The organism is Vulgatibacter incomptus, assembly GCF_001263175.1.
In the GTDB taxonomy this organism is placed as follows: domain Bacteria; phylum Myxococcota; class Myxococcia; order Myxococcales; family Vulgatibacteraceae; genus Vulgatibacter; species Vulgatibacter incomptus.
The window spans coordinates 3,364,721-3,388,614 of record NZ_CP012332.1 but is presented as its reverse complement, the minus strand read 5'-3'; the positions used below and the strand labels follow the sequence as shown (position 1 = coordinate 3,388,614).

29 protein-coding genes are annotated in these 23,894 nt (G+C 67.8%); 12 read left to right on the top strand and 17 right to left on the bottom strand.

Annotated elements, in window-relative coordinates:
* Positions 1-57: 57 nt before the first annotated feature.
* Positions 58-942, bottom strand: coding sequence for a LysR family transcriptional regulator (locus tag AKJ08_RS14065; RefSeq protein ID WP_050726645.1), 885 nt, complete (start codon positions 940-942; stop codon positions 58-60).
* A gap of 88 nt (positions 943-1,030) precedes the next feature.
* Between AKJ08_RS14065 and AKJ08_RS14060 the strand changes: the two genes are divergently transcribed.
* The 6 genes from AKJ08_RS14060 to AKJ08_RS14035 all read left to right on the top strand — a co-directional run bounded on the left by AKJ08_RS14060 (position 1,031) and on the right by AKJ08_RS14035 (position 5,883).
* Positions 1,031-1,978, top strand: a complete 948-nt coding sequence (locus AKJ08_RS14060; RefSeq protein WP_050726644.1) for an MBL fold metallo-hydrolase — start codon at positions 1,031-1,033, stop codon at positions 1,976-1,978.
* Between the two features lie 173 nt (positions 1,979-2,151).
* Positions 2,152-2,529, top strand: a complete 378-nt coding sequence (locus AKJ08_RS14055; protein ID WP_050726643.1) for a hypothetical protein — start codon at positions 2,152-2,154, stop codon at positions 2,527-2,529.
* A gap of 464 nt (positions 2,530-2,993) precedes the next feature.
* On the top strand, positions 2,994-3,401 hold the full coding sequence (locus AKJ08_RS14050) for a nuclear transport factor 2 family protein (protein ID WP_050726642.1): 408 nt from the start codon (positions 2,994-2,996) through the stop codon (positions 3,399-3,401).
* Between the two features lie 338 nt (positions 3,402-3,739).
* On the top strand, positions 3,740-4,366 hold the full coding sequence (locus AKJ08_RS14045; RefSeq protein ID WP_240475348.1) for an alpha/beta fold hydrolase: 627 nt from the start codon (positions 3,740-3,742) through the stop codon (positions 4,364-4,366).
* Between the two features lie 31 nt (positions 4,367-4,397).
* Complete coding sequence (locus tag AKJ08_RS14040; protein WP_157370697.1) at positions 4,398-4,988, top strand: Crp/Fnr family transcriptional regulator; 591 nt, start codon at positions 4,398-4,400, stop codon at positions 4,986-4,988.
* A gap of 64 nt (positions 4,989-5,052) precedes the next feature.
* On the top strand, positions 5,053-5,883 hold the full coding sequence (locus AKJ08_RS14035; RefSeq protein WP_050726640.1) for a glycerophosphodiester phosphodiesterase family protein: 831 nt from the start codon (positions 5,053-5,055) through the stop codon (positions 5,881-5,883).
* Here AKJ08_RS14035 and AKJ08_RS14030 read toward each other — a convergent pair.
* The 8 genes from AKJ08_RS14030 to AKJ08_RS13995 form a co-directional block, all read right to left on the bottom strand.
* Positions 5,880-6,425, bottom strand: a complete 546-nt coding sequence (locus AKJ08_RS14030) for a methylated-DNA--[protein]-cysteine S-methyltransferase (RefSeq protein WP_050727593.1) — start codon at positions 6,423-6,425, stop codon at positions 5,880-5,882. The genes AKJ08_RS14035 and AKJ08_RS14030 overlap by 4 nt on opposite strands.
* A 152-nt stretch (positions 6,426-6,577) precedes the next feature.
* A complete protein-coding gene (locus AKJ08_RS14025; protein WP_050726639.1) occupies positions 6,578-6,940 on the bottom strand; it encodes a VOC family protein in 363 nt (120 codons plus the stop codon).
* A 41-nt stretch (positions 6,941-6,981) separates the two neighbouring features.
* A complete protein-coding gene (locus tag AKJ08_RS14020) occupies positions 6,982-8,094 on the bottom strand; it encodes a helix-turn-helix domain-containing protein (RefSeq protein WP_240475347.1) in 1,113 nt (370 codons plus the stop codon).
* Positions 8,018-8,494, bottom strand: a complete 477-nt coding sequence (locus AKJ08_RS14015) for an alpha/beta fold hydrolase (protein ID WP_205624727.1) — start codon at positions 8,492-8,494, stop codon at positions 8,018-8,020. The genes AKJ08_RS14020 and AKJ08_RS14015 overlap by 77 nt, the downstream gene beginning before the upstream one ends.
* Positions 8,495-8,826: 332 nt before the next feature.
* Positions 8,827-9,171: a translation initiation factor gene (locus tag AKJ08_RS14010; protein ID WP_050726637.1), complete on the bottom strand. Its 345-nt coding sequence runs from the start codon at positions 9,169-9,171 to the stop codon at positions 8,827-8,829.
* Positions 9,172-9,254: 83 nt separating this feature from the next.
* Positions 9,255-10,325, bottom strand: a complete 1,071-nt coding sequence (locus AKJ08_RS14005) for a hypothetical protein (RefSeq protein WP_157370695.1) — start codon at positions 10,323-10,325, stop codon at positions 9,255-9,257.
* 435 nt (positions 10,326-10,760) lie between these two features.
* A complete protein-coding gene (locus AKJ08_RS14000) occupies positions 10,761-11,972 on the bottom strand; it encodes a hypothetical protein (protein WP_157370694.1) in 1,212 nt (403 codons plus the stop codon).
* A gap of 115 nt (positions 11,973-12,087) precedes the next feature.
* On the bottom strand, positions 12,088-13,008 hold the full coding sequence (locus tag AKJ08_RS13995; protein WP_082343185.1) for a LysR family transcriptional regulator: 921 nt from the start codon (positions 13,006-13,008) through the stop codon (positions 12,088-12,090).
* A gap of 67 nt (positions 13,009-13,075) precedes the next feature.
* Here AKJ08_RS13995 and AKJ08_RS13990 point away from each other — a divergent pair, with 67 nt between their 5' ends.
* On the top strand, positions 13,076-13,936 hold the full coding sequence (locus tag AKJ08_RS13990) for an SDR family oxidoreductase (RefSeq protein WP_050726633.1): 861 nt from the start codon (positions 13,076-13,078) through the stop codon (positions 13,934-13,936).
* Between the two features lie 35 nt (positions 13,937-13,971).
* Positions 13,972-14,442, top strand: coding sequence for an SRPBCC family protein (locus tag AKJ08_RS13985; RefSeq protein WP_050726632.1), 471 nt, complete (start codon positions 13,972-13,974; stop codon positions 14,440-14,442).
* Positions 14,443-14,491: 49 nt separating this feature from the next.
* Here AKJ08_RS13985 and AKJ08_RS13980 read toward each other — a convergent pair whose 3' ends face one another.
* On the bottom strand, positions 14,492-15,385 hold the full coding sequence (locus AKJ08_RS13980; protein ID WP_050726631.1) for a LysR family transcriptional regulator: 894 nt from the start codon (positions 15,383-15,385) through the stop codon (positions 14,492-14,494).
* Between the two features lie 94 nt (positions 15,386-15,479).
* Here AKJ08_RS13980 and AKJ08_RS13975 point away from each other — a divergent pair, with 94 nt between their 5' ends.
* On the top strand, positions 15,480-16,619 hold the full coding sequence (locus AKJ08_RS13975) for a hypothetical protein (protein ID WP_050726630.1): 1,140 nt from the start codon (positions 15,480-15,482) through the stop codon (positions 16,617-16,619).
* A 100-nt stretch (positions 16,620-16,719) separates the two neighbouring features.
* On the opposite strand, the gene AKJ08_RS13970 is transcribed toward AKJ08_RS13975, so the two are convergent.
* On the bottom strand, positions 16,720-17,250 hold the full coding sequence (locus AKJ08_RS13970; protein ID WP_050726629.1) for a carboxymuconolactone decarboxylase family protein: 531 nt from the start codon (positions 17,248-17,250) through the stop codon (positions 16,720-16,722).
* Positions 17,250-17,789: a peroxiredoxin gene (locus AKJ08_RS13965; RefSeq protein ID WP_050726628.1), complete on the bottom strand. Its 540-nt coding sequence runs from the start codon at positions 17,787-17,789 to the stop codon at positions 17,250-17,252. The genes AKJ08_RS13970 and AKJ08_RS13965 overlap by 1 nt, the downstream gene beginning before the upstream one ends.
* A gap of 118 nt (positions 17,790-17,907) precedes the next feature.
* Here AKJ08_RS13965 and AKJ08_RS13960 point away from each other — a divergent pair, with 118 nt between their 5' ends.
* Complete coding sequence (locus AKJ08_RS13960; RefSeq protein WP_050727591.1) at positions 17,908-18,816, top strand: LysR substrate-binding domain-containing protein; 909 nt, start codon at positions 17,908-17,910, stop codon at positions 18,814-18,816.
* On the opposite strand, the gene AKJ08_RS19420 is transcribed toward AKJ08_RS13960, so the two are convergent.
* Entirely contained in the window at positions 18,765-18,980 is a 216-nt protein-coding gene (locus AKJ08_RS19420; protein ID WP_050726627.1) for a hypothetical protein, read from the bottom strand. The genes AKJ08_RS13960 and AKJ08_RS19420 overlap by 52 nt on opposite strands.
* Before the next feature lie 82 nt (positions 18,981-19,062).
* Positions 19,063-19,764, bottom strand: coding sequence for a DUF899 domain-containing protein (locus AKJ08_RS13950; RefSeq protein ID WP_050726626.1), 702 nt, complete (start codon positions 19,762-19,764; stop codon positions 19,063-19,065).
* Positions 19,765-19,909: 145 nt separating this feature from the next.
* Between AKJ08_RS13950 and AKJ08_RS13945 the strand changes: the two genes are divergently transcribed.
* On the top strand, positions 19,910-21,130 hold the full coding sequence (locus AKJ08_RS13945) for a DNA-binding protein (protein ID WP_050726625.1): 1,221 nt from the start codon (positions 19,910-19,912) through the stop codon (positions 21,128-21,130).
* A gap of 15 nt (positions 21,131-21,145) precedes the next feature.
* Positions 21,146-21,805 carry a Vgb family protein gene (locus tag AKJ08_RS13940; RefSeq protein ID WP_050726624.1) on the top strand — a complete coding sequence of 220 codons (660 nt, stop codon included), beginning with the start codon at positions 21,146-21,148 and terminating at the stop codon, positions 21,803-21,805.
* A gap of 35 nt (positions 21,806-21,840) precedes the next feature.
* Here the strand turns inward: AKJ08_RS13940 and AKJ08_RS13935 are convergent, their stop codons facing one another.
* The 3 genes from AKJ08_RS13935 to AKJ08_RS19415 form a co-directional block, all read right to left on the bottom strand.
* Positions 21,841-22,146, bottom strand: coding sequence for a hypothetical protein (locus AKJ08_RS13935; protein WP_050726623.1), 306 nt, complete (start codon positions 22,144-22,146; stop codon positions 21,841-21,843).
* The gene (locus AKJ08_RS13930) at positions 22,136-23,017 is read right to left on the bottom strand and encodes a hypothetical protein (RefSeq protein ID WP_157370692.1); all 882 of its coding nucleotides are present in this window, start codon (positions 23,015-23,017) and stop codon (positions 22,136-22,138) included. The genes AKJ08_RS13935 and AKJ08_RS13930 overlap by 11 nt, the downstream gene beginning before the upstream one ends.
* A 111-nt stretch (positions 23,018-23,128) precedes the next feature.
* Complete coding sequence (locus tag AKJ08_RS19415; protein ID WP_157370691.1) at positions 23,129-23,599, bottom strand: hypothetical protein; 471 nt, start codon at positions 23,597-23,599, stop codon at positions 23,129-23,131.
* Positions 23,600-23,894: the final 295 nt, after the last annotated feature.

The following is a 23,894-nucleotide window of genomic DNA, read 5'->3' as shown; positions in this document are numbered from 1 at the left end:
GTCTTCGGATTTGCGGGCTTTTTCTTTGTCTCGTGCCCCGCGCGTCGCCTCGCGGCATCAGCGCTTCTTCGCCCGGTTCAACTCGGCTGCGAGCAGGTCGGCCACGGTCCGTACCCGCGGGATGTCGAGTGCGCTCTTCGCGCAGACGAGGTGAAGGGTCGAGCGGGAGTACGGTCCGAGATCGAGGTCGAGCGGCACGAGCGCCGAGGGCGCTGCGAAGCGATGCTTGACGTTTCCCATGATGAACGCGCCCATGCCGGACTCCGCCGCGCGCCACTGTACGAGAAAGTTGTCGGAGGTGAACGAGGGGACGAAGTTCGGGATCAGCGCCTCGAGCTGCGGGTTGGGCGCCAGATCCTGGTACGGCGGAGCCCAGCAGATCCAGCCGACGTCCGCGATGCCGTAGCCCTTCTTCAGCGTCTTGATGTAGCCGGGCGTCGCAAAGGCGGCGTTCGCGTGCTCGAACGACGTGACCGTGGTGAGATCGTCGGAGGCCGACGGGCGCATGCGCAAAGCGAGATCGGCCTCGCCGCGGGCGAGGTCGAGGTAGTGATACGACGTCAGCACCTCGATGCGGAGCTTGGGGTACCTGTCGCGCACCCAGGCGGCGAACGGCGCGAGGAAGTCGACACCCACGCCGGGCGCGGCGGCGATCCGAACCTTGCCCGAAGGCGTGCGTTCGGTGGAGGAGGCGGCACGCGCGATCTCGCCCGCCCACTCGGCCATTCGTTGCGCGGGGAGGAGGAGGCGCTCGCCTTCGGTGGTGAGCGAGGTGCCGGTGACGTCACGCCGGAAGAGTGCGTAGCCGAGCGCGTATTCGAGCTGAGCGAGACGGCGGCTGACCGTGGGCTGTCCCAGCCGGAGCCGCTTCGCCGCCGAGCTGATGCTGTGGGTCTCGGCGATCGCCAGGAAGAGCTGGACGTCGTCCCACGGGATATCCATTCTCGAATGACTCCATGCCGAAACAGGCATTTTCATGCAGAATCGGATGGGTAACGTAGGAACCGTTCGAAAGCAACGGAGGTCGTTCATGTGGAAGCTTTCTTCGGTTCTCCTCGCCTGCTCTCTGTTCACCGCGTGCGCCGCCTCGACCCACTCCACCGCTCTCTCGGCGCTGGGCGTCGCGCGCTCGTCCAAGGACCTGCTCGCGGTCATCGACCAGCCAGGCTTGCTGGAGGTCGAGAGCGTCGTCTCGGCAGACTGGTCGGTGCCCCGCAGCGGGGTGATCAACCTCGGCCATCCGAAGGCGAAGGCTGCTCGTCTGGAGGACGGAGACGAGCCCATCCAGATCTACTTCCACGTCGTGCGCCATCCCACCCACGGCACGTTCATCATCGACACCGGCGTGGAGCGGGCGCTGCGCGACGATCCCGAGCGCTCGGCGATGAGCGGCCTCGTGCGTAGCGCCATGCACCTGGAGAAGCTCATTGTGCACATGCCCCTCGGTGACTGGCTGGCGAACCAGCCCGCGCCGATCGACGGAGTGCTGATGACGCACCTGCACCTCGACCACGTCTCCGGGATGCCGGACGTGCCGAAGGGCACGCCCATCTACGCCGGCCCGGGCGAGACCTCGTCGAGGCAGTTCTTGTACATGTTCACCCAGGGCTCCATCGACCGTGCGCTCGAGGGGCAGGCGCCGGTGCAGGAGTGGCCCTTCAGGGCTGGCGAAGACCGATTCGCGGGGGTGGTGGACGTCTTCGGCGACGGATCCCTCTGGGCCATCTGGGTGCCGGGCCACACGCCCGGCTCGGTGGCCTACCTCGCGCGCACGGCCACCGGCCCGGTTCTCTTCGTCGGCGACACCTCACACACTTCGTGGGGCTGGCAGCACGACGTGGAGCCCGGCTCCTTCACCGGTGACCAGGAGCTGAACGCGGCGAGCCTCGGCGTACTGCGGAAGCTCGTGGAAGAACATCCGCGCATCGATGTGCGGCTCGGGCATCAGCACCTGGCGGCACCCGTTCCAACGCGATAATCTCGCCGCACCGCAGGCCCCGCGTCGCCGCCGAGGAGGACGAGGAGGTGGATGCGGGGATCGAGGAGACCCCCGTCCGCCACGACGAGCCGCTAGTAGTCTTGCGGTTCGTATGAGCTGAGCTTCGACGAGTGGCTCGAGCAGAAGATTGCCGACGAGAGATCGACGCACGGATGAAAGCAACGGAGCTCGAACAGAAGGTGATCGAGAGGATGTTGGCCGATCGAGGGCTGAATCCTTTGCGGTCAAGGGTGGACTTCGCTTCGGTGGAGGTCCTGGACCGCTGGTTCTCCGGCGTGGGCTTCATGGCGGAGTTCGTGGATTCCGAAGAGCTCCAGGTGTTCGACGCGGAGGTCTCCTTGCGCTGGGGGGATGTCGGGGCAAGGCTGAACTCGGAGAGAATCGAAACGGGGTATTTGGTTTATGTCGACGCTGGCCGCGTTTCCACCATCGAGGGATACACGTACGGCGACGAGTGGCCGGAGCAGGTGGAGAAGTTCGAGCTGTACGAGATCAGGCTCGGAGAGCCCCTCCTGAATCCGCCCAAGTGAGCCGCAGATCCGCTCGCTCGGCGGCTACCTCCGAGAGCGTTCCTCCTTTCGAGCGCCGTGGTTTCGCCCGCGTCTCTTCATGTGCAAATTGGTTAGCCCTCACCCGACGAGTTCGTCTTGCGTAACATGGCGAGCGGGCCATTCCCGAGGCGCTTGGGGTGTCGCGACCCGAGCTGACTATCGGGCGTACGTTCGCGAGCTTGATCGGCCCTAGTCTGATCAAGCTGGTCGTGAGGCCAATCCTCGACTCCGCCGCCTGACGGCGGGCGTAACGCTGGGGTTCGAACCTCTTCGTCCAATGTGCGCGCTACGCATGCTCGATGGCTCGAAGGGCATTCGACGTTGGGAGGGCTGCCTTCGAGGAGATGAAGTGCGCTCGGAGGCTCGCCGGGTCTCAAGGGAGGAGACCGACGAGAGAACGAGGCACTCCGTGCGCACCTATATTGACCCGCGGAGGGTCAGTCATGGTCCAAACCACACTCGAGCAGAACAAAAAGCTCGTGCTCGACGCCTTCGACACGCTCTTCAACAAGCGCGACTACGATGCTGCGGAGCAATTCTGGTCCGAGGGTTATATCCAGCACAGCGCCCATATTCCGCCTGGGCGCGATGGATTGTTCGAACTTGTTCGCGGCCTCCCGTCGACCCTCCGTTACGAGAACCAGCTCATCGTCGCTGAGGGCGACTACGTCATCGCTCACGGCCGCTTCTCAGGAACTGGCCGTCCGGCGGCATGGGTGGCTGCGGACATCGTCCGCTTCGAAGGCGGCAAGCTCGTCGAGCACTGGGACGTTCTGCAGGACGAGGCAACCGAAAAGGAGTCCGCTAGCGGCAAACCGATGTTCGGCGATCGCTTTCCGGTGCGAACGTAGATAAGCGCGACGCAGTATCGGGCCGCTGGTCCAAGGCCTTCCTCGCCATCTCCAGCCAAGCTGCCTCTGCGAAGGAGTGGAAGGGTGTCCGAAAAAAGTGCAGCGAGCAATATTACCGCACCGACCAGGTTCGTTGAGGGCGGCAATGAGAAATACGCGTATCGCCGATTTGGCGCAGGTCGCGGTATGCCTCTTCTCTGCCTCCAGCATTTCACGGGAACGATGGACAATTGGGATCCGGCGGTTACGGATCCACTCGCGAAAGGACGCGAGGCAATTCTGTTCGATAATGCCGGCATAGGTCGGTCGAGCGGGTCCGTGCCGACGACGGTGGGGGGATGGCGGCGCATGCTCTGGCTTTCCTCGATGCTCTTGGCGTCGAGAGTTGCGATGTCCTCGGCTTCTCGCTGGGGGGCATGGTCGCGCAGCAGATGGCACTTGATCGGCCAGCGGCTCTTCGTCGAATGGTTCTGGTAGGGACAGCGCCACGCGGCGGTGAGGACATCATGCATCTGGACAAGCCGAGCCTGGCGAAGCCGCTGAGTGATCCTTCGCTGAAAGGGTACGCCGTCCTTCAGAAGATCTTCTTCGCACCTTCTGAGACCAGTCAGAAAGCCGGCTCTTCCTTTGTCGAGAGGCTGATGCAGCGTAGTGCAGACCGCGAGCCAGTCTCCGGGCCTGCCGTGGCTCAAGCTCAGATTGCTGCGTTTCGTGAATGGGAGAAGTTTTCCGGCGATCGATTTGCCGAGCTAAGGAAGGTCCGCCATCCAACTCTTGTCGTGAGCGGGGTGCGTGACGAGATGATCCCTGTCCGAAATTCGTACTGGTTGAGCGAAAACTTGCCCAACGCCATGCTTCTCTCTTACCCCGATTCTGGTCACGGATCCTTGTTTCAGTTCCACGATTCTTTCGTTCGTCAGGCCTCGGCTTTCCTGGATTCGGAATCCGAGTTCGCTCCGTATTGAAAAGAGTTGGCAATGAGGTAGATTCGTCTATGTGAACCGCCCTTCCGACGCGATGCTGGCTTACGTGCGAAAGCTGGCCCCCGTACCTGACGAAGAGTGGCGCTTCGCGCGAACCCTCTTCCGCCCTCGGCGCCTCGGCAGGGGCGAATACCTGACCCGCGAGGGCGACGTCGCGGTGGAGTTCGGTTGGGTGCTCCGAGGCCTCGTCCGGAAGTACTACCTCGGCCGGAATGACGGCGAGGTCGTTCGAGGGTTCGCGGCGGAAGGTCAGCTCGCGGGGGCCTATGCCTCCCTCCTGAGCGGCGCGCCGTCGCTCCTCAACGTGCAGGCGCTGGAAGAAACGGACCTGCTGGTGATGGACTACTCCGATTTCGTACAGCTCTATGAGCGCCATGTCTGCTGGCAGCAACTGGGCCGCAAAGTGGCGGAGTCCCTGCTGCTCGAACGCGAGGAGCGGGAACACCAGCTGCTGCGCATGAACGCCACGGACCGCTACCTCTCGTTTCGGCGCGAGCAGGGCGATTTGGTGGGCCGAGTGCCACAACACCAAATCGCCGCCTATCTTGGCATTACGCCGGTCTCTCTGAGCCGCATCATCGGACAGTTGAAAGGGCGCTTCTGAAAGGGTCGCCACGTTTATCCCAGGATAACGACGGGCCGTTCGGGCGGAGGTAGAGATCGAACCCATGCCCGCCACGTCCCACATCCGACATCCGCTGCTCGAGCCTGGATTCCGTTTGGTCGCCTATCGGGGCGGCGGCGGAGATCGCCCCGAGAACACGCTTCTCGCTTTCGAGCACGCGGCCAGCATCTCGGAAGGCATCGTGCTGGAGGTCGACGTTCAGCGCACCTGCGACGGCGTCCTGGTGGCGATGCACGATGAAACCGTGGACCGAACCACGGATGGCCGCGGGCGAGTGGACGCGCTGACGCTGGACGAGCTCGAGGCGCTCGACGCAGGCTTTTGGTTTCAGGATGGGCAGGGTGCGTATGTCCAGCGAGGCGCTGGAGTGCGAGTGCCCACGTTGGACGAGCTCCTTACAGCGCATCCTCGGGCGCTGTTCGCGCTCGATGTTCACACGCATCACCGGGAAGCGCCGCGGGAGTTGGTGAAGCTGGTCGAGAAGCACCAAGCGCAAGGGCGGGTCGTGGTCGTGAGCGAGCACACCGCGGTCGTCGAAGCCACACGGAAGCTTCGTCCTGATTGGCTCTACTCGGCGACGGCGCGACAGGTTCGCGCGCGGATGGTCCTGGAGCGTGTGCGCCTGGATTGGCTTGCACCCGGAGGACCTTGCGTCGTCATGGTGCCGGAGCGCCACGCTGGACTCCAGGTGCTTTCTCGGCGACTGATCGACGTCGCGCACGAGCGGGGCGAGCGCGTCTGGCCCTGGCTCGTCGAGACGGAGGCCGACGCGGAGCGCTTCATGGCCTTGGGCGTCGACGGCTTCTTCACGCCGTTTCCGAGTCGCTTCAATCGCATGACAGCATCGCGGCAACACGAAAGGACCGGCGTCTAGAAGAGCGTCCCCTGCGGGTCGCGTGGTCGCCAGCCCTCGAGCGCGAGCATTCGCTCCTTCGTCAAGACGCCGCCGTACGCAGAGAACCCGCCCGGCTTGCCCGCCGCGGCGAGCACACGCTGACAGGGCACGAGGATCGGGACCGGGTTCGTCGCCATCGCGCGGCCCACCGCTCGTGCCGCGCCGGGCGATCCGACTTCACGCGCGAGCTCACCGTACGAGACGGTCGACCCTGCCGGGACCTGTCGGAGCGCCAGATAGACCTTCGCAGCGAACGGACTGACGTTCGAGAGGTCGAGGGGAACCCGCGTGAAGTCTTGGGGCCGTCCATCGAGGTGCGCACGTGCGAGCGCGATCGTTTCGGTCACCCATTTCGGCGTCGATTCCGGGAGGGCGTGCGCGCCCGCCTCTTTCGCTTTGGTCAGAAGACGCGCACTGGTCTGCTCCCGTGTCTCCTCGGGGAGCTGCACCCATGTGACGCCCGCGTCGCTCCACGCGAGGCCGCAGGTTCCGAGCGAAGTTTCGAAGAGTGTCCACGGCATGACGGCCCTCACGATAGCCCATCGCCGACGCTTGGACGCGTCCTCCGCGGGGCAGCGGCGGGGCGGGAGGAGGAGCTCCTGCACCCACGGGCCGGTGAACCGGGCGCGCGCCACCTTCTTTGGCGCGCGCCAAGGTGCCGGACCGCGACGGCTCACCTCATATAGGTAGCCTCGACGTTGTTTCCGTCGGGATCGACGAGGAACGCTGCGTAATACGTCGGTGCATAGTCAGCGCGGATCCCGGGCGCCCCGTTGTCGCGACCGCCAGCCTCGATTCCCGCAGCATGGAAACGATCGACCGCATCGTGCGTACTCGCGCTGAACGCGACGTGCGTCGCCGCCGGCCGGGGCTTGTTCGATGCGTAGAGCCACAACGCGGGAGCGTCCTTCGGGCCGAAGCCGGCGCTCGCCTCGTCGCGTGAGCAGAGCACGTACCCGAGCGGCGCAAGCACGGCCGTGTAGAAGTGGACGCTGAGCGCGATGTCCTTCACTGCGAGCCCGATGTGATCGTACATGGTGACCTCCTGCGCTCCCCTAACGGGAGTCGATGTGTGGGTCACCGTAGCGAACGACCGAGCGACCGATCTTGGCGGAACTTGCGGTCGTTTCGCGCTTCCCGACGGAAGTCTCCCGGTGAAATGCCGGCGGCCCTACGGAATGTCCGGATGAAGTTCGAAAGATCGCCGAACCCGGCATCGAACGCGATCTCGGTGATCGGCTTCTTTTCGTCGTCGACGAGGAGGCGCGCGGCGCGGCGCAGCCGCGAGCGGACGACGTACTGGTGTGGGGTCACGCCGACGACCTTCGTGAACAGCCGAAGGAAGTGGAACGGGCTGAGGCCGGCTTCACCAGCCGTCATCTCGAGATCGATCGCCTCTTGAGCGTGCTCGTCGAGCCAGAGCGCCGCCTCGACCGCCCGACGGCGGTCGCGTGCGCCGGCTTCGATCGGCCTCCGCTCGCGCCCCGAGACAACCTCGACGAAGCGTGCCGCAAGCATGAGACCGACCTCGTCGAGGCGAACGTCACTCCCGCCACCGGCGGCGGCTTGCCCGAGCTCGCCGAGCACCACCAACTCCGGCAATGGCGGGACGCTGCCGATCTGCCACGCGTCGGGATCGCCGCCGACCTCGTCGACGATCTCCGGCGCGAACGCGAACGAGAGACACTCATCGCCGCCTTCGTGATGCTCGTGCGAGCACACGTATTCATCCTCCGGCCATCCAACGAGCAGCGAGCCGGCGACGAGCTCGAACGATGCACCACGGCTTCTGTACCCGAAGCTCCCCCGGCGCACGTAGGAGATCGAGAAGCGCGGATGCACCTCGACGACGGAGGGATCGCCAGGACGCGCGGTGCAGCAATACTCGACGACGTCAACCGTCCCCTCGTGCAACGTCGTCGTGCGCATCGCGTTCACTCGGGTCCGGCAGGGACGGCTGAGCACAGCCGCTTCGTCGGCGATAGCCGTTTTCCCGACTATGCCCGCGGGCGCGCCGCCCGACTTGGAGAAAATTGCCGTCCAGGCGAGGCTCTTCGGCTCAGCTCGCTGATTTCCGGAGTCGGCGCCGCGATTCTGATCTGCGACGGCCCCCCTACGCCCAGTGCGCGCGGAGCAGCGCGGCGGTCTCGCGCGGGCGCTCGAGCGGCACCGCGTGGCCGGCTCCGGCAACCGACTCGGCGCGACCGCGCTGGAGGCGGGAGGCCTGGGTGGCCGCGAGCTCGGGCGGCCACAGGGCGTCGTCGCTGCCCGCCACGAACAGCGCGCGACAGGAGACGCGCGGCAGGTCAGGCAGCAGGTCGCCGCGACCGAGCGAGATCGAGCGCACCGCCTCGGCGAGCGCCGGAGCGCGCCGCACGGCCAGGCGTACCTCGTCGTGTAGCCGCGCCCCGGCGGACGGCGAGAGCAGGGTCTTGGTGAGGATCTCGGCGGCGACGCCCTGCAACCCCAGCTCCAGCATCGGAAGGAGCAGCCAACGCATCTTCCAGCGGGCGTCGCCGGGAAGCGGCTGCAACGGCGAGGCGATCGCGGCCAGCGAGTTGATTCGCGCCGGCTGCTGGTTCGCCGCCACCACGCCGACGTGGCCCCCCACGCGTTGCCGACCCAGTCGACGGTCGACACCCCGAGCGCGTCGAGCACCTGGAACGCGGCCCGCGCGCACGAAGCGAGGTCATAGATCCTCTGTGCGCCGGGGCTGCGGCGGGCGCTCTTATCGCGCACCGGACTCGCGAAGATCGGGAGGGACCGCAGTCGGCGCTCGCCAGGGCAACGAGCGCTTCACGGACATGCCGGCTTCGGATCCGGACAGCCATCCAGCGCAGGAACGGAAAATGGCGTTTGGCGCACCTGGTCACGTTTGGTCGTAGGAACGATGAAGGCTCGGCAGCCAAGAGCCGCCGGGCCTCAGCCCTTCACCGTCTTGAAACCCAGCTTCGGCAGGAGCTCGCGCAGCTTCTCGCGCTGGTCGCCCTGGATCTCCACCCGGCCCTCGCCGGCAGAGCCACCGACTCCGCATCCCTTCTTGAGCTTGCCGGCGAGCTCGGCGAGCCAGGCGGGATCGTTGGGGAGGTCGAAGATCACGGTGACGGTCTTGCCGCCGCGGCCGGACTTCTCGAGCCGCAGCTTGGCGACAGTGGGCGGCTCGACCACGCGAGCGGCCTTGGCGCAGGTGCAGGAGACCTCGAGCTCCTTGCACCGCGGGCAACGCTTCTGAAGTGCGGGATCGGTGGAGTAGACGATCTTGCTCATCGCTCCTCCGATGTGCCCGAATCGGCCTCGCAAGTCGAGGGCTCGACGAGGCCGGGACGCCGCTCACGAGGGCGACGAGCGCCTCACGGACACGTCGGCTTCGGATTCGGACAGGCATTGAGCGAGGATGCGGGTAGCGTTTCGGCGCACCCGGTCACCCTCTCGAACGTGTTCGTCGCAACGAAGCTGGGCTGGTAGTCGTTGCTCCACGCGCGAAGAATCCCGTTGCCCGCGATGTCGGAGAAGGCCGTGTTCGTGACCGAGAATCCCTCTTCGGGGAGGTTCGTCAGGATGAGGGCCGAGCTGTGATCCGTCAGGTCGTTGCAGACCGCGAGGACGCATTTGCAGTCGGCGCCGGCGTACTCGATTCGGACGTGATCGAGCTTGTTGTTCTTGCTCGGAATCTTGCCGAACCATAGCCCTCGCCAATCCCCGCCCCGGGGCGATTCGGCCGCCGAGGTGAAGAGGATGGGCTTCTCCGCGGTGCCGACCGCTACGAGGCTCGCGGTCGCCGCTTCGCGACCCGTGAAGTGCACCACCTCGAGGTTGCTCGCTCGCTCGAACTTCAGGACGACGCCCGGATCGATCCTGAGCACGGTGGCGCCACTCGGTCCTTCCTCGACGCGCAGGCTCTGTCCCGCCACGCGATAAGGGACACCGAAATCGCGGAAGGTCGTGCTCTCTCGGAGGCCATCGCTCTCCTTCTCGACGGCGATGAGGATCTCGTCCACGCCGTTGCCCGTGTAGTTGCCGTTCGGCACGGTGCCTACGCCGTTTTGATCGACGCGCAGCGGGAAGGGCTCGTCTCCGGAGCCGCTCTTGGTGATCGCGAGGTCGGTCGATCCGGCTTTGAACCCTGCGACGCCCGTGAACACGGCACCGAAGCCGACCGAGCCGGAGATGGTCACGTGGTCGACGAGGACGTCGCGGTAGAGGGGGAGGTCGCCCTTGCCTCGGACGATGAGCGTGGCATGGAACGGAGATCGGTCGTTGCCGCCGTTCTCGAAGGTCACATGGCGGAACGAAGCAACACCCGGCGCTTCGACGAGCACGTGCCCCCATTTGCCTCCGTCGATGCCGGTGAAGCGGATCGGCCTCTCGGCGGTCCCTTCGGCGATGAGTGTGCCGGTGTTTGGCGTGAGCGGATACGCCACCGTGAGGTTCGCGGCGGGCCCGAGGCGAACCTCCGCACACGGCTCGATTGTGAGGGTCGCGCCCTCGCGAACGGCAATCGAGCGCGGAACGATGTGCGGTCCGTCCGCGCTCTTCCAAACTTCATCGGCCTCGATGTTCTTTTCGTGCGTCGTGCCGGGACCAGTTGGCGCCGGGCACTCGACGATGGGAGTTTTGTCGTCGCCGAGAGGCTCGGAATCGGCGGAGCAACCGGCCGGACCCACTGCGAGGAAGAGAAAAGGAAGAACCGCTGCACGCTTTCGAAGTGTCATAAAGATTGACACTATGCGAGATGTCGAACGCAACACAATCCGTGAACTCTCGACCGTTGAAAACTGGACACGAGCCCAGGGAGGCGCGTTAGCCGAGCTAGAAGTGGTCGCGGTGGGCGATCATCGCGCACCTTCCGTCGCTGCTCAGAGCGGCCCGTGGAGCGCTAGGGAGGCTCTCTCTTCACCCTTCGCAGCCGAGCGCCACGCGCCAACCGACCACGCGATTCCTCCCGCTATCACGACGGCGCCGCCAAACGCGGCCACGATCAGCCCGAGCCGGGGCACGAGCGGTGCCAGCTCGAGGCCGAAGGCGGGCAGGCCGGCAGCGGCGAGGCCGAGGGCCATGATGGAGAGGCCCCCGTTGTGAAGCCAGGAGCCGGCCGAGAGCGGCCCGCCGAGCACCGAGAGCGTCGACACCATGAGGCCCAGGGTGACGAAGCCGAGCAGAAGCACGTGGAGGTAGAGGATCGCCAGGTGCCGCGAGTGGACCGCGAGCCCAGCGAGGCCGAGGCCGCCGGCTGCCGAGAGGACCGCCTCGAGGGCGAGCCAGATCGCGAGCCAGCGGAACGCCGCACCCAAGCCTCCTCGGGGCGCCGAAGCGCCGGCGCGCCAGAGGGCCGTCGCGCCGAGGCCGGCGGGGACCACGAGCGCGATCGCTGCCACGCTGGCGATCGTGCCCAGGAGCCCGTTGGCGCCCCCCGCTACACCGAGCGGGAACGTGAGCCAGGCGAGCGGCACCGAGAGACGGAGCTGCCAGCGGAGGAGGCGCTCGTCGAGATGGAGCCCGTGTGCGCGCGCCCTCTCGATCAGCAGGCCCACGACCGAGAGCACGAAAAACCACGCGAAGTCGTGCAGGAAGGCGAAGACGGCGAGCGACTTGTAGAACGTGGGAGCCTGGAGCGCGATCAGTGCGACGCGGGTCAGGGCGCCGAGCGACGCGAGGACGAGGTAGACGATCCCGGCGCGGAGGAAGGAGACGTCGAGGTCCGTCGAGCCGCGCGAGCGGCGCCAGATCGTCGCTGCAGCCCACCCCCACACGCCCAGCGAGAGGGAGGAGATCGCGATGGACGGCGGCGAGTAACCGCTCAGGAGGAAGGACACGAAGGTCGCTGCCGCAATCGCGGCGATCGCGCCGAGGACCGCCTTCGACGCTCTGCCCTCCGCGCCCAGGCGACGGAACGCGAGCGCGAAGATGCCCAGCGCGCCCCAGCCGAAATACAGCGTGTGCGAGTGCGCGTGGAGCGCGTTGGCGAAGACCAGGTGTCCGAAGGGGGCGACGAAGAAGATCCGGAGCACGAGCCCCAGCGCCGTGGCCAGCAGGTAGAAGCCGATCGAGGTGCGCAAGAAGAAGGGCATGCTCTCGGGATCCCTCGAAGTCGCCACCCCTTGTTCTAAGCGATCGCGAAGGATCCGCAACGGTTTCCGTGCCGCGCGGGTGGTCGATCGCCAGGAGGGCGGGCAGGCCGACCTGCTAGGAGGCGCGGAGCGCTCGCCGCAGCTCCTCCGTCAAGAACTCCCAAACTGCTGCCACGCGCGGCACGTCCCGCAGCGCGCGGTGTCCGACGAGCCAGACGCCGCCCTCCGGCAGGGCGTTCAGCGTGGAGGCGAGGCCTCGCGACGGGCGCACTACCGTGAGTCCGCGCACGTGGACGAACGGCTCCGGAAACAGGCCTACGCCGAGCCCCGCCGCGGCTGCCGTGAGCTGAGAGGAGAAGTTGCTCGTTCGAAGCGCGATCTTCGCGTCAGGTGCGATCTTCGCCAGCCATCGAGCGGGCGCGAAGCTCGAGAAGTCGCGATCCCACGTGATCCAAGGGAGCGGCGACCACGACGAGACGGTGCCGAGCGTCTTCGCGAGCGCCGGCGCAGCCGCCACCACCCATCGCGCGGACGCGAGCTTCGTGATCAGGAGGTCGGCGCCGCGAGGCTCGGTCGAGCGCAGCGCCAGATCGGCCTCCTGCCGCGTGAGGTCGAGCGCGCGAACCGTCGTGTCGAGCTCGACGTCGATGTTCGGATGGAGCGACCGTAGGCGGGCGAGGGCGGGCGCGACGAAGAACTCGGAGACGCCCGGATCCGCCGTGATGCGCACGACGCCCTCGGCGGTGGCGGTGACGCCGGAGACGTCGCGCGCGATTCGCGCGTAGGCCGACTCCATCGCCTCGGCGGCGACGAGGACGAGCTCAGCGGCCCGGGTCGGCACGAGCCCGCTGCGCGAACGCTCGAAGAGCCGTTTCCCGATGGCGTCCTCGAACGCGGTCAGACGCCGGCTCATCGTCGAGGTATCGACCCCGACGCGCGCCGCGGCTGCACCGAGGCTCTTGTGCCGGTATGCCGCGAGGAAGACGCGAACGTCGTCCCAGCGACCGGATTCGAGGTCTTGCAATCCTGCAACCATTCTTTGCCAAGTTAGGAGTTTGCCTGCATCGGTGCAAGACGCATCCTCGGGTCAGGAGGAATGGCCCATGAAGATCCTGATCAGTGGTGCGACCGGCAATGTGGGAAGCGAGCTCGCCAAGGCGCTGGTTCGCAAAGGAGTGCCCTTCCGGGCGATGGTGCGCGGCGACGAAGGCTCGTGCAGCCTCAGGTCGCTGCCTGGGGTGGAGGTCGTGAGCGGCGACTTCGACGACTCCGAGTCGATGGCTCGCGCGCTCCGGGGGGTCGAGCGCGCCTTCCTTCTCTCGCCGTCGACCGAGCGCGCCGAAGCGCGGCAGCTCGCGTTCGTCGAGGCCGCGAAGCGGAGCGGCGTCCTCCACGTCGTGAAGCTCTCGCAGTGGGCCGCGGACGCGGCGTCCCCCGTGCGCTTTCTCCGCTACCACGCGGCGGTCGAGGCGGCGCTCCGGGCGTCGGGGATGGCGTTCACGGTCCTGCGGCCGAACCTGTTCATGCAGGGCCTCCTCGGTTTTCGGCGATCGATCGCGTCGGAGGGTCGGTTCTTCGCGGCCGCAGGGGACGCGCGGATCAGCTTGATCGACGTGCGCGACATCGCGGCGTTGGCAGCCGAGGTCCTCACCGGCGCGGGCCACGAAGGGAAGATCTACCAGCTGACCGGACCCGAGGCGATGACACACGCGGAGATCGCGGCTCAGCTCTCGACCGCGCTCGGGCGCGCGATCACGTTCGTCGACGTTCCGTCCGAGGCGATGCGAGGAGCGCTGGCCGGCGCCGGGATTCCGCCCTGGCAGGTCGACGGTCTGATCGAGGACTACGCCCACTACCGGCGCGACGAGGCGAGGGAGGTCACCGCCACGGTTCAGGCCGTGACCGGCCACCCGTCCCGTGCGTTCTCGACCTTTGCAGCCGACTACGCGGCCGCGTTCGCGTGAGATCCATGAAACGTTCGTCAGGAGGAGATTCGATCATGCACCAGAACATTCCGAACGAGATCGACCATGGCGCGCCGGTGATCGCCGACCACGAGGTCACGATCGCGGCACCGCTCCCGCTGGTCTGGCAACTCCACGTCGACGTCGAGGCGTGGCCGACGTGGCAGCGCGACATCACGGAGGCCACGCTCGAATCCGCGTTCGCGCCCGGCGTTTCGTTCCACTGGCTCACGTACGGGATGGAGATTACGTCGACGATCTACGCGCTGGAGCCCGCCCGGCGGATCGTCTGGGGCGGCGCCGCCGGAGACATCGTGGGGATCCACGAGTGGCTGTTCCGTGAGACCCCCGGCGGCGTCGTGGTGAGAACCCGCGAGTCGTTCGCCGGTCCCGCCGTCGAGGCAGCAGGGGCCGGACAGATGCAGGCCTTACTCGATCGCTCGCTGATCGATTGGCTCGCACGCCTCAAGACGACCGCGGAAGCTCGCCACTCCGCACGCCCCTGAAACCGCGAGCAGAGCAAATTCGGCAGAAGGCCTGCTTCGACGCCCGCCGCTATCGCAGCGGGATCGCGCGGAGCTCCGCCGACAAGGCGAAGAGGTCGTCTTCCCGGGCATGGCTGCTGCGCCAGACCAACCGGAAGGAGTCGGCCTGCAGGGGCAGCGTCGGGAGGAGCGGGCGCAACCTGCCTCGCTCCAGGTCGTCCTGGATGAAATACCGCGGCATCACGGCGACACCGGCGCCCTCGAGAACGCGGAAGCGCACGGCGGCGATGCTGCCGAGATATTCGTTGCGGGCGAAGGGCCATCGCACGCCGGGCCCCGCGGCGTCTTGGAGGTAGCGAAAGAGGGGAAGGTCGGCGGCGAGATCGAGGAGCGTGTGGTGCGCGGCGTCGGCAGGGCCTCGGAAAGCCCGCTCGCGTAGCGCCGACGCGGCGCCCACGAAGATGTATTGCTCGGGGTGGAGCGGGTCGTAGCGGAACGCTTTTCCCGAGAAGCGGCTGGACGTAACGCACGCGTCGAGCACGCCGTCCCGTACCTGGGAAAGGAGATCGTTCGCGTCGCCGAAGCGCAGGTGGATGGTGCGCGACGGCTGCGCGCGGCGCAGGGTCTCCAGCGCCGGCGTCAGCCACGAGAGCCCCAGCTCGAACCGCGTCCCGATCGTGAGCTCGAAGGGAGGCGCCGACTCGTCGTGCGCCACGGCGTGGCAGGCCGCGGCATCGGCGAGCAGGCGCCGCGCGTGCGTGAGCAGCCTCTCCCCCGCATCGGTGAGCGCCACCCGGCGCGTGGTCCGGACGAAGAGCGGCGCACCGAGCAGCTCCTCGAGTCCGTGGAGCCTGTCGCTGAACGCGGTGGGGGAGAGCGCGACGGTTGCAGCCGCCTTGCGAAAATTGAGGTGCGTGGCAGCCGCCTCGAAGCAACGGATCGATTCCAGGTCCGGTAGCATCATCAGCGCTCTCCGTACAATGCGATCCGGATCATACCGATTCTCTACGGGAGCGCCTGTTTGCATCCTTGGTCCTGGGGGAAAAGGAGAGGCGAACATGAGAATCGCGATCGGATCGATGTTGGGAACGGCGCTCCTGGTGCTCGGCTGCGGGACGCAGGCGAATGGGACCGGGGACGGCGGCTCGGGCGGCGCGACGGTGGACGGTGGCTCGGGCGGCGGGACGGTAGTTGGCGGCGCGGGTGGCGGGACGGTAGCTGGCGGCTCGGGTGGCGGGACGGTAGCTGGCGGCGCGGGCGGCGCGACGGTGGATGGCGGGAGTGGAGGCGCCACCGCCACCGACATAGTGTGGCAGAGCGAAGAGTGGGCCGCGTATTTCTCCGCTGTCGCGTGCAACGACACGGGGACCTGCCTCGGCCTGGCGACGGCGTCCGATGGTCTCGAGCTCGTCGACCTGGAGAGCGGCGCGACCCAGCGCTGGACGAAGGACGACGACCTGGACGCCGATTTCCACTTCCCGAGTCTGAGGTGGGTCGGGGGCGATCGATTCGCGGTGGCGGGCGGCACCCCCTACGTCGGCCTCGTTTGGGAGCGGACCGACGCGGGCATCGAGCTTGTGTGGCGCAGCGACGAGTTCGAGGACTGCCACTCCTTTTCCGAACACACGCTCCCTTGCCCGATCAGCAGCTTCTTTTCTGCCGTCGCGATCGCGGGAGGTGACGTCTATGCCTTGCTGTGGGACGGCCTCCTCGTCCGGGGCGGGGAGACGGGCTGGGACGTGCTGCGCTCCGCCGACGGAGCCCTTTTTTTCGTCGACCTGGCGGGAGCCCCCGACGGCACACTCTATGGAAGCTCGCCCACCGGGCTCTACCGCTTCCGAGGGAGCTCCTGGGAGCGAATCGAGGCCGGTGTCGGAATGGAGCACGTCTGGACGGACGGCGAGGGCTTCTTCGCGACCGCCGGCTCCGGCGCGCTGCACGCCGGCGAGCCGGGCCACCTCCAGGCCACACCGATGGACCAGGAGGTGTTCAACGACGTCTGGGGCAGCTCGCGACGCTCGGTGTGGGCGGTCGGATCCGAGGGGCAGATCGTCCACTTCGACGGCGAGGTCTGGAACGCCATCGACGTCCCCGATGCCCGAGGTCACTACCTGACCGGAGTCAGTGGATCCGGCTCTACCGTGGTGGCGGTGAGCTCCGACGGCTACGTGTTCCATGGCAGTCCCACGAGCCGATAGGCCATCGCCGGCGGCGATCTCGCGTAACCGGTGTCGTCGACCTCACCTCGAGAACGGAACCGCCCCGGCAGCGCGCGTCACTGCCGGGGCCTCGTCTTCGTCACGGCTTGGGCAGCTCGAGCGAGATCGCCGCTGCCTGAATCGTCGCCGCCAGGCGGATGGCGTCGTTCACCTGATCCTCCGTGAGCCCGCCGTCGACCACGACCTTCTCGTGCGACTGGATGCAGAGCTCGCAGCCGTTCAAGGCGCTGACCGCGAGGCAGAAGAGCTCGAAGTCGACCTTGTTCGTCGCGGGCTTGCCGAGCCGGTTCATCCGGAGGCGTGCGGGCTTGTCGGTGTACGACGGCTTACCGACCATGTGACGGAAGCGGTAGTACACGTTGTTCATCGCCATGAGCGCCGCCGCGGCGAGGGCGTCGTCGACGACCTCCGGCGTGGACTCCCGCTTCGCGTCCTCGAGGACCGCCTCGATCAGCGCCGGCTGCCGGGTGGACGCCGCGCAGGCGAGCGCGACGCCCCACTTCTGCGCCGGCCCGAGGGAGCTGCCGGCGCCGAGCACCGCCTCGAGGTTGAGGCGGATATCCCGGGCCACGTCGGGGATCGCGTCTCGTAGCCTCTCGATCCCCGTCATCACGCGACCTCCAGCGTGGCCTGTCCCTTGGTCCAGTTGCACGGGCAGAGCTCGTCGGTCTGGAGGGCGTCGAGCACGCGGAGCACGTCTTCCACGTTGCGGCCGACGTTGAGGTCGTTGACGCTCACGTGCCGGATCACGTTCTCCGGATCGACGATGAACGTGGCCCGAAGCGCGACCCCGTCCTGCTTGTGGAGGACGCCGAGCGCGGTGGAGAGCTCGCGCTTGGTGTCGGCCAGCATGGGGTAGGGCAGATCCTTCAGGTCCGGGTGGCTGTTGCGCCACGCGAGGTGCGAGTAGTGGGTGTCGGTGCTCGCGCCCAGAACCTGCGCGTCCCGATCCGCGAAGTCGCGGTTGCGCCTGCCGAACTCCGCGAGCTCGGTGGGGCAGACGAAGGTGAAGTCCATGGGCCAGAGGAAGAGGACCTTCCACTTGCCCGCGAAGCTCTCGTGGGTGATGGCCTGGAACTCGCGGCCCTTCTCGAGGCCGACGACGGCCTGCAGGTCGAACGTGGGGAGCTTGTCGCCAACGGTGAGCATCTTCTCGTCTCCTTGGGGTAGGGGAGGCATCGCCTCGGTACGAACGGAAAGATGCCCTTGGTGCGCTGATACGTCCAAAACATGGATTCTATCGGTTCGATAGTTATAGACTATGACCATGGACTTCACGCACCTCCCCTTCACCCTCCGCCAGCTCCAGTACGCCGTGGCCGTCGCCGACGAGCGCAGCTTCCGCCGTGCGGCGGAGGCCTGCCACGTGTCCCAGCCCTCGCTCTCCGCCCAGGTGGCCGAGCTCGAGGGCGCGCTCGGCGTGCAGCTCTTCGAGCGCGATCGGACGGGCGTGCTGCTCACGCAGGCGGGTGAGGCGCTAGTGGAGCGCTCGCGCCGGCTGCTCGTGGAGGCGCGGGACGTCGGCGAGCTCGCGAGGCGCTTCGTCGATCCGCTCTCCGGCATGCTGCGGTTCGGCGTGATCCCGACCTTGGGCCCATATCTCCTCCCCGAGATCGTCCCCGGCCTCCGGAAGGCGTTCCCCAAGCTCACCCTTCTATGGACCGAGGCGAAGACCGGATCGATCGTCGAGGCGCTCGGCCGCGGGGAGCTCGACGTCGCGATCCTCGCGCGCGAGGCCGAGCTGGGCGATCTCGAGCACGTGGAGCTCTCGGTGGATCCGTTCGTGCTCGCGGCGCCCCGGGGGCACCGTCTCTCGCGCGCCAAGGGCCCGGTGTCGATCGACGAGCTCGCGGGAGAGCGCGTGCTCCTCCTCGACGACGGCCATTGCTTCCGCGATCAGGCGCTGTCGTTCTGTTCGTCGGCGCGCCTGGACGAGCTGAACTTCCGCGCCACCAGCCTCCCCACGCTCGTGCAGATGGTCGCGTCGGGCCTCGGGGTCACGCTCCTCCCCGCGATCGCCGTGGCCACGGAGACCCGGGGCCTACGCCTCGCGGTACGGGAAATCGCGTCGCCCGCGCCAGGCCGGACGATCGTGCTGGCGTGGCGGCGTCGCTCGCCGTTCGGTCACGCCTTTGGCTCGATCGCCGAGCGCCTGCGCGAGAGCCTCGCGGCATAGCGTCGGATCAGCACGCCGAGCGCGAGGACCAGCAGCACCAGCCCGAGCGGCCGCAGGAGCGGCGCGACGACACTGGCCGCTTCCAGCGTCACGCCGAAGAGCGAGAGATAGGCGGCCAGGCAGAGCGGGCACTTCGGAGCGAGAAGCGCCGCGGTTCCGGCCACGAGCCCTATCCACGGCGCACGGCGGACAGGGCTCGGACGGGTCGACGGTTCGGTGCCTCGCGTGCTGCAACACCCGCCGCGCTCAGGTCCCATACTGATCGCGCAGGCGGAGCCAGGCCGTCGGATAGGGCAAGGCGCCCTCGTCGCGTCCTTTGGGGACGAGGTCGAGGACTCGGTAGGCGGAGTTGAGCAGCTCGACGCCGCGGGAGTAGCACGAGTAGGTGTGGAAGACGTCGCCGGCTTCGTTCTTCGCGAACACGCTGATTCCCGGCAAGTCGCTCATCTGGTTCTCGTAGCGGCGGAAGTTGTACATGCCGGTGCCTCGGTCGATCGCCTCCGGCGTGAACGAGACGCCGAAGTCGAAGTTGAACGAGCTTGGATGGGACGAGACCCAGGGGAAGGTCCACCCCATCCGTCGGCCGAACGATTGGAGCTTCTCGAGCGGCGCGCGGGAGACGGCCACGAAGCTCACGTCCCGCTGCTCGAGGTGGGGCGCGATCCCATTGAAATTATCCGCCCAGAACGAGCAGCTCTTGCACCCGGCCTCCCATTCCGGCGCGAACATGAAGTGATAGACGACGAGCTGGCTCCGCCCTTCGAAGAGCTGGGCGAGGGTCCTTCTGCCGGCTGGCGTGTCGAATTCATACGACTGGTCCACGCGCACCCACGGGAGCGCGCGACGCAGCGTGCTCAGCTCGTCGCCGAGCCGGGTGAGCTCCTTTTCCTTTGCGAGCAGGGCCTTTCGGGCCTCGAGCCAGTCGTGCTTCGAGCCGATCTTCGTCATCGTCGTTTCTCCGCGAGCAAGCCCGTCGCACCGTGCGAACGGGAGGTGACGAAACCTAGCTACGGGCCGAAGGCCCCGGGAGTAACATTCGTGACGCGCATGCTCTGCTGGTGCGTCGCAGGGGGGCCGTCGTACGCTCGACGTGATGGACGTCGTGATCGATGTGGCAGCTCGGGCGCTGCGGGTTGGCGATCCGCTCGCGGCACTGAAGCGAATCGCGCTTCGCGACGACGCGCCGGCGCTCGCCTTGCGGGGGATCGCCTTGGCTCAGCTCGGCGAGCTCGGGGAGGCGCGCGTCCTCCTTCGCAAGGCCGCGCGGGCGTTCGGGACCCGTGAGCCGCTCGCGCGAGCCCGCTGCATCGCGGCGGAGGCCGAGGTCGCGCTTGCCGCGAGGGAGCTCGGCGGGGGTGACCGCGCGCTGGATGACGCAGTCGACGTCTTCGAGTCGAAGCGCGATCGGAGCAACGCCGTCCATGCGCGGTTGTTGCGCGCCAGACGGCTCCTATTATTGGGAAGGGTGTCGGAAGCCGAGCTCGAGTCGTCGGCACTCCAGCTGCACGGGGCGCCGGCGATGCTCCGCGCGCGGGCGGGGCTGCTGGAATTCGAGATCTCTCTGCGGCAGGGCCGCGCCGGGGCCGCGCACTTCGCCCTCGAACGAGCACGGCGCGCAGCCCGGGACGCACGCGTTCCCGCGCTCTCCGCCGAGATCGAACGTGCGTCGCAGGCGTTGCGGCAGCCGGCCGCGCGATGGATCGAAGCCGGCGTCGATCGATCGATCGATCTGCGCGAGGTGGAGGCGCTCCTCGTCTCACGGCGGCTGGTGGTCGATTCCTGCAGGAGGACCGTGCACGAGGATGGCGAGCAATTGACGTTTGCGCGACGTCCCATCCTCCTCGCGATTCTGCGCGCTCTCGCCGAAGCCTGGCCCAACGAGGTCGCGCGAGACGAGCTGATCCGGATTGCCTTCGGTTTTCTTCGCGCGAATGCCTCCCACCGGGCGCGGCTGCGCGTCGAGGTCGGACGCCTTCGCAGGGAGCTCGGCGCGATGGCCGAGATCCGCGCGACCAAGGGTGGCTTCGTGCTCTCGCCTCGACGCGCTCACGGCGTGGCAGTGCTGGCGCCCCCCGTCGAGGGTGCGGACGCGGCGCTGATCGCGCTCCTCGCCGACGGCGCGTCGTGGTCGACGACGGCGCTCGCGCTGGCCCTGGGCGCGAGCTCGCGGACGGTGCAGCGGACGTTGGCGAGTCTCGAGGCGGCAGGGTACGTTGTCGGGCGCGGGAGGGGGCGCGCACGTCGCTGGGTCGCTGCGCCGATCAGCGGTTGGACGACGGCGATCTGGCTCCCCGCGCTGCCGGTCGTGGACTGAGAGGGAGGGAATCTCATGGCAAAGGCGAGAGCGGTCGCGGGTGAGCCAGCGGAGATCGTGCGGGAGTACGGTCCGTTTCCCGGCGCCGACTTGGCGCACGGCGTGACCTTCGACGGCGCGCTCGTCTGGTACGCAACGGGCGAGAAGCTGCAGGCGTTCTCGCCCGAAACCGGCGAGCCGGTCCGCACGCTCGATCTGGCGGGCGACGCGGGCACCGCCTTCGACGGCGAAAACCTCTACCAGCTGATGGAAGGCCGCATCCTGAAGATCGATCCGGGAACGGGGGCGGTGCTGTCGACGATCCCGGCGCCGGGCATGGGCCGTGACTCGGGGCTCGCTTGGGCCGAGGGAAGCCTGTGGGTCGGACAATACCGCGACCGGCTGATCCATCGGATCGATCCCGAGACCGGCGCCATCCTGCGCACCATCGAGTCGGATCGCTTCGTCACCGGCGTCACCTGGGACGACGGTGAGCTGTGGCACGGCACGTGGGAGGGCGACGAGTCCGAGATTCGGCAGGTCGATCCGGAGAGCGGCGAGGTGCTCCAGCGACATGCTCTGCCGCAGGGCGCGATCGTGACGGGCCTCGAGTCGAACGGCGCCGGGCTCTTCTACTGCGGCGGCGGCGAGAGCGGGAAGGTGCGGGCGGTCCGCCGGCCGCGGAAGAAGGCCTGAAGAGTCGCGTGGGCCAGGTCGAGCTCGCGTCCCCTTCAGACCGCGCTGAGGCATCGGAGCAGGTTGGCGAGCTCGTCGACGACTGCCGCGGCTTCGCGCGCCGCCTCGGCTTGGTTCTGCGCTGCGGCGAGCTTGCCGTTGATCGAGAGTAGGAGGGCGTGGTCTTCGGCGACGCCCTCTGTCGAATCGTGGAACGCACCGAGCCGGATCCGCCGACATGCCTGGTCGACTTCGTTTCGCAGGTCGATGAGCTGCTCGCGCTCGTCGGGTCCCGCCGCGCGGACCGCTGTGGCCAGCTGCCCCCGCAACTTCAGGAGCTCGGAGTAGAGCTCATCGTGCAAGGCGCACCTCCTCCGCGGCCGGAGCGAGCGATCGCAGCCAGGCGCGGACCTCGTCGACCCGCGTGGTGACCTCGCCGAGGGAAGCTGCACCGCCGTCGGATCCCGAGCCGGCGGCCTGGCCCAGGCCCTCCTGGGCGGCGATCAGCGCCCCGATCACCGCGTCGAATCGCTCGAGCGACGTCTGCCAGTCGTCTGCCTCGCGCTCCAGCGCGGCGAAGTGGGCGGCGACCGTGATCGCCTCGACCGGGTCGAGGCGCCGCTCGTGCCGGGCGAGGAGACTCTCGTCGACCTCGCGCAGGAGCGCGCGGTAGTCCTGGAGCTGCATGGCCACCGCCTTGCCCCACGAGCGCAGCGCGTGCAGGAGGCGGAGCGCGGGTTGTTGGGCTTCACCGATCGCTTCCTCGAGCGTCCGCTCGGTCCATCCGGTCAGCAACACCCCTGCCAGCGCTTCGCCCAGTTCGCCTCTGGCCGACGGGAGCCCGGCAGTCTCGCCCGTGGAGCTGCGCCCAGCGATCGCCACCAGCGAGCGGCCATACGCTTCCAGTAGCTGCAGGGAGCGCAGGTGAATCGCGCCGATCGCCGCGATCTCGTCGCATTCCTCCACGAGCGCCGCCCGGCCGGTGCCGTCGCGTCCGTCGAGCAGCCGCTGGAGCCGATCCAGGTCGAGGCGCCGCTGGCAAGTGGCCCGCGCCCGCGCCGGCTCGGCGGCCAGGGCGGCGGCGGCGCTCTCGGTAGCAGTCCCATACGGGACCACCGCCTTGCGCAGGGGAGTGGCGGCGCAGCCGGCCGAGAGAAATGCCAGGACGAGCGCTGGCCAGAGCCAGGAAGAGTTTCCCGCGACGCCTCTCCGTACCCGCTGAACTACTCCCATCGCCTACCCCGAGCTGTCGGCTACTGGACTGCAAGTGAGCATTCCATCACAGCGGGGTGCAAGACGGAAACGAAGCGGTGGAGGCGGATGGGCGCCTGACCCGAGGAGTCGCTACCGGAGGGCCGCGGATGGGGGCGCACCTGCTGGGCTGCAGGCCAGCGGCGGGAAGGACGACTTTTTTGCGATGAAACTTCGTCGGCCCGGAACCCATGGCCGGATGTCGATGGCGGAATTCCGTCTTCCCTCGACCTCCCAATGCGCGCGGGCGGCGGAGAAGCCGTCCCTGGAGGGGTGTTCATGCGGAACCTTTGCCTCGGTTTGCTCGTCGTCGTACTCGGCTCTTCCACGGCGTTGGCGTCTGGCCTCGACGACGACCGCCACGGCTCCCGTAGCAGCAGTGACGATGGGCGGGCCGGCAGCGGCGGCGGAGACTGGCATGGTGGGCGAGGGGGCGACGACGGCTCGGCCGGGCACGGTGGTGACGACGACTTCAGCTGTCCAGAGGGCGTCGACGACAGCGGTCACCACGGTCTCTACGACGATGATGGCCACCACGACGGACCGGACGACAGCGGCCATCATGGCGGCAGGGACGACAGCGGCCGCTCACGGAGATGCGACGATTCCTCGCTGCGCTTCGGCTGCAGCGCAGGCCGTGGGGACCAGCTGGCCGTACCGGTGCTCGTCGCGCTTGGCCTGGTCGCGACCCACCTGCGTCGACCGCGCCGCCGGTAGGGGCTCCGACGCCCTGTATTCTCTCCCAGTGATGGAGTAGGAAACACATTCGCTGGGCACCAAGGGCAAGGCTGGTCGGGCACGAAGGCCCGCGCCGAGGGAGAAACTGGATGCGGTGGATTGCGGTGGTCCTCTCGGTTGG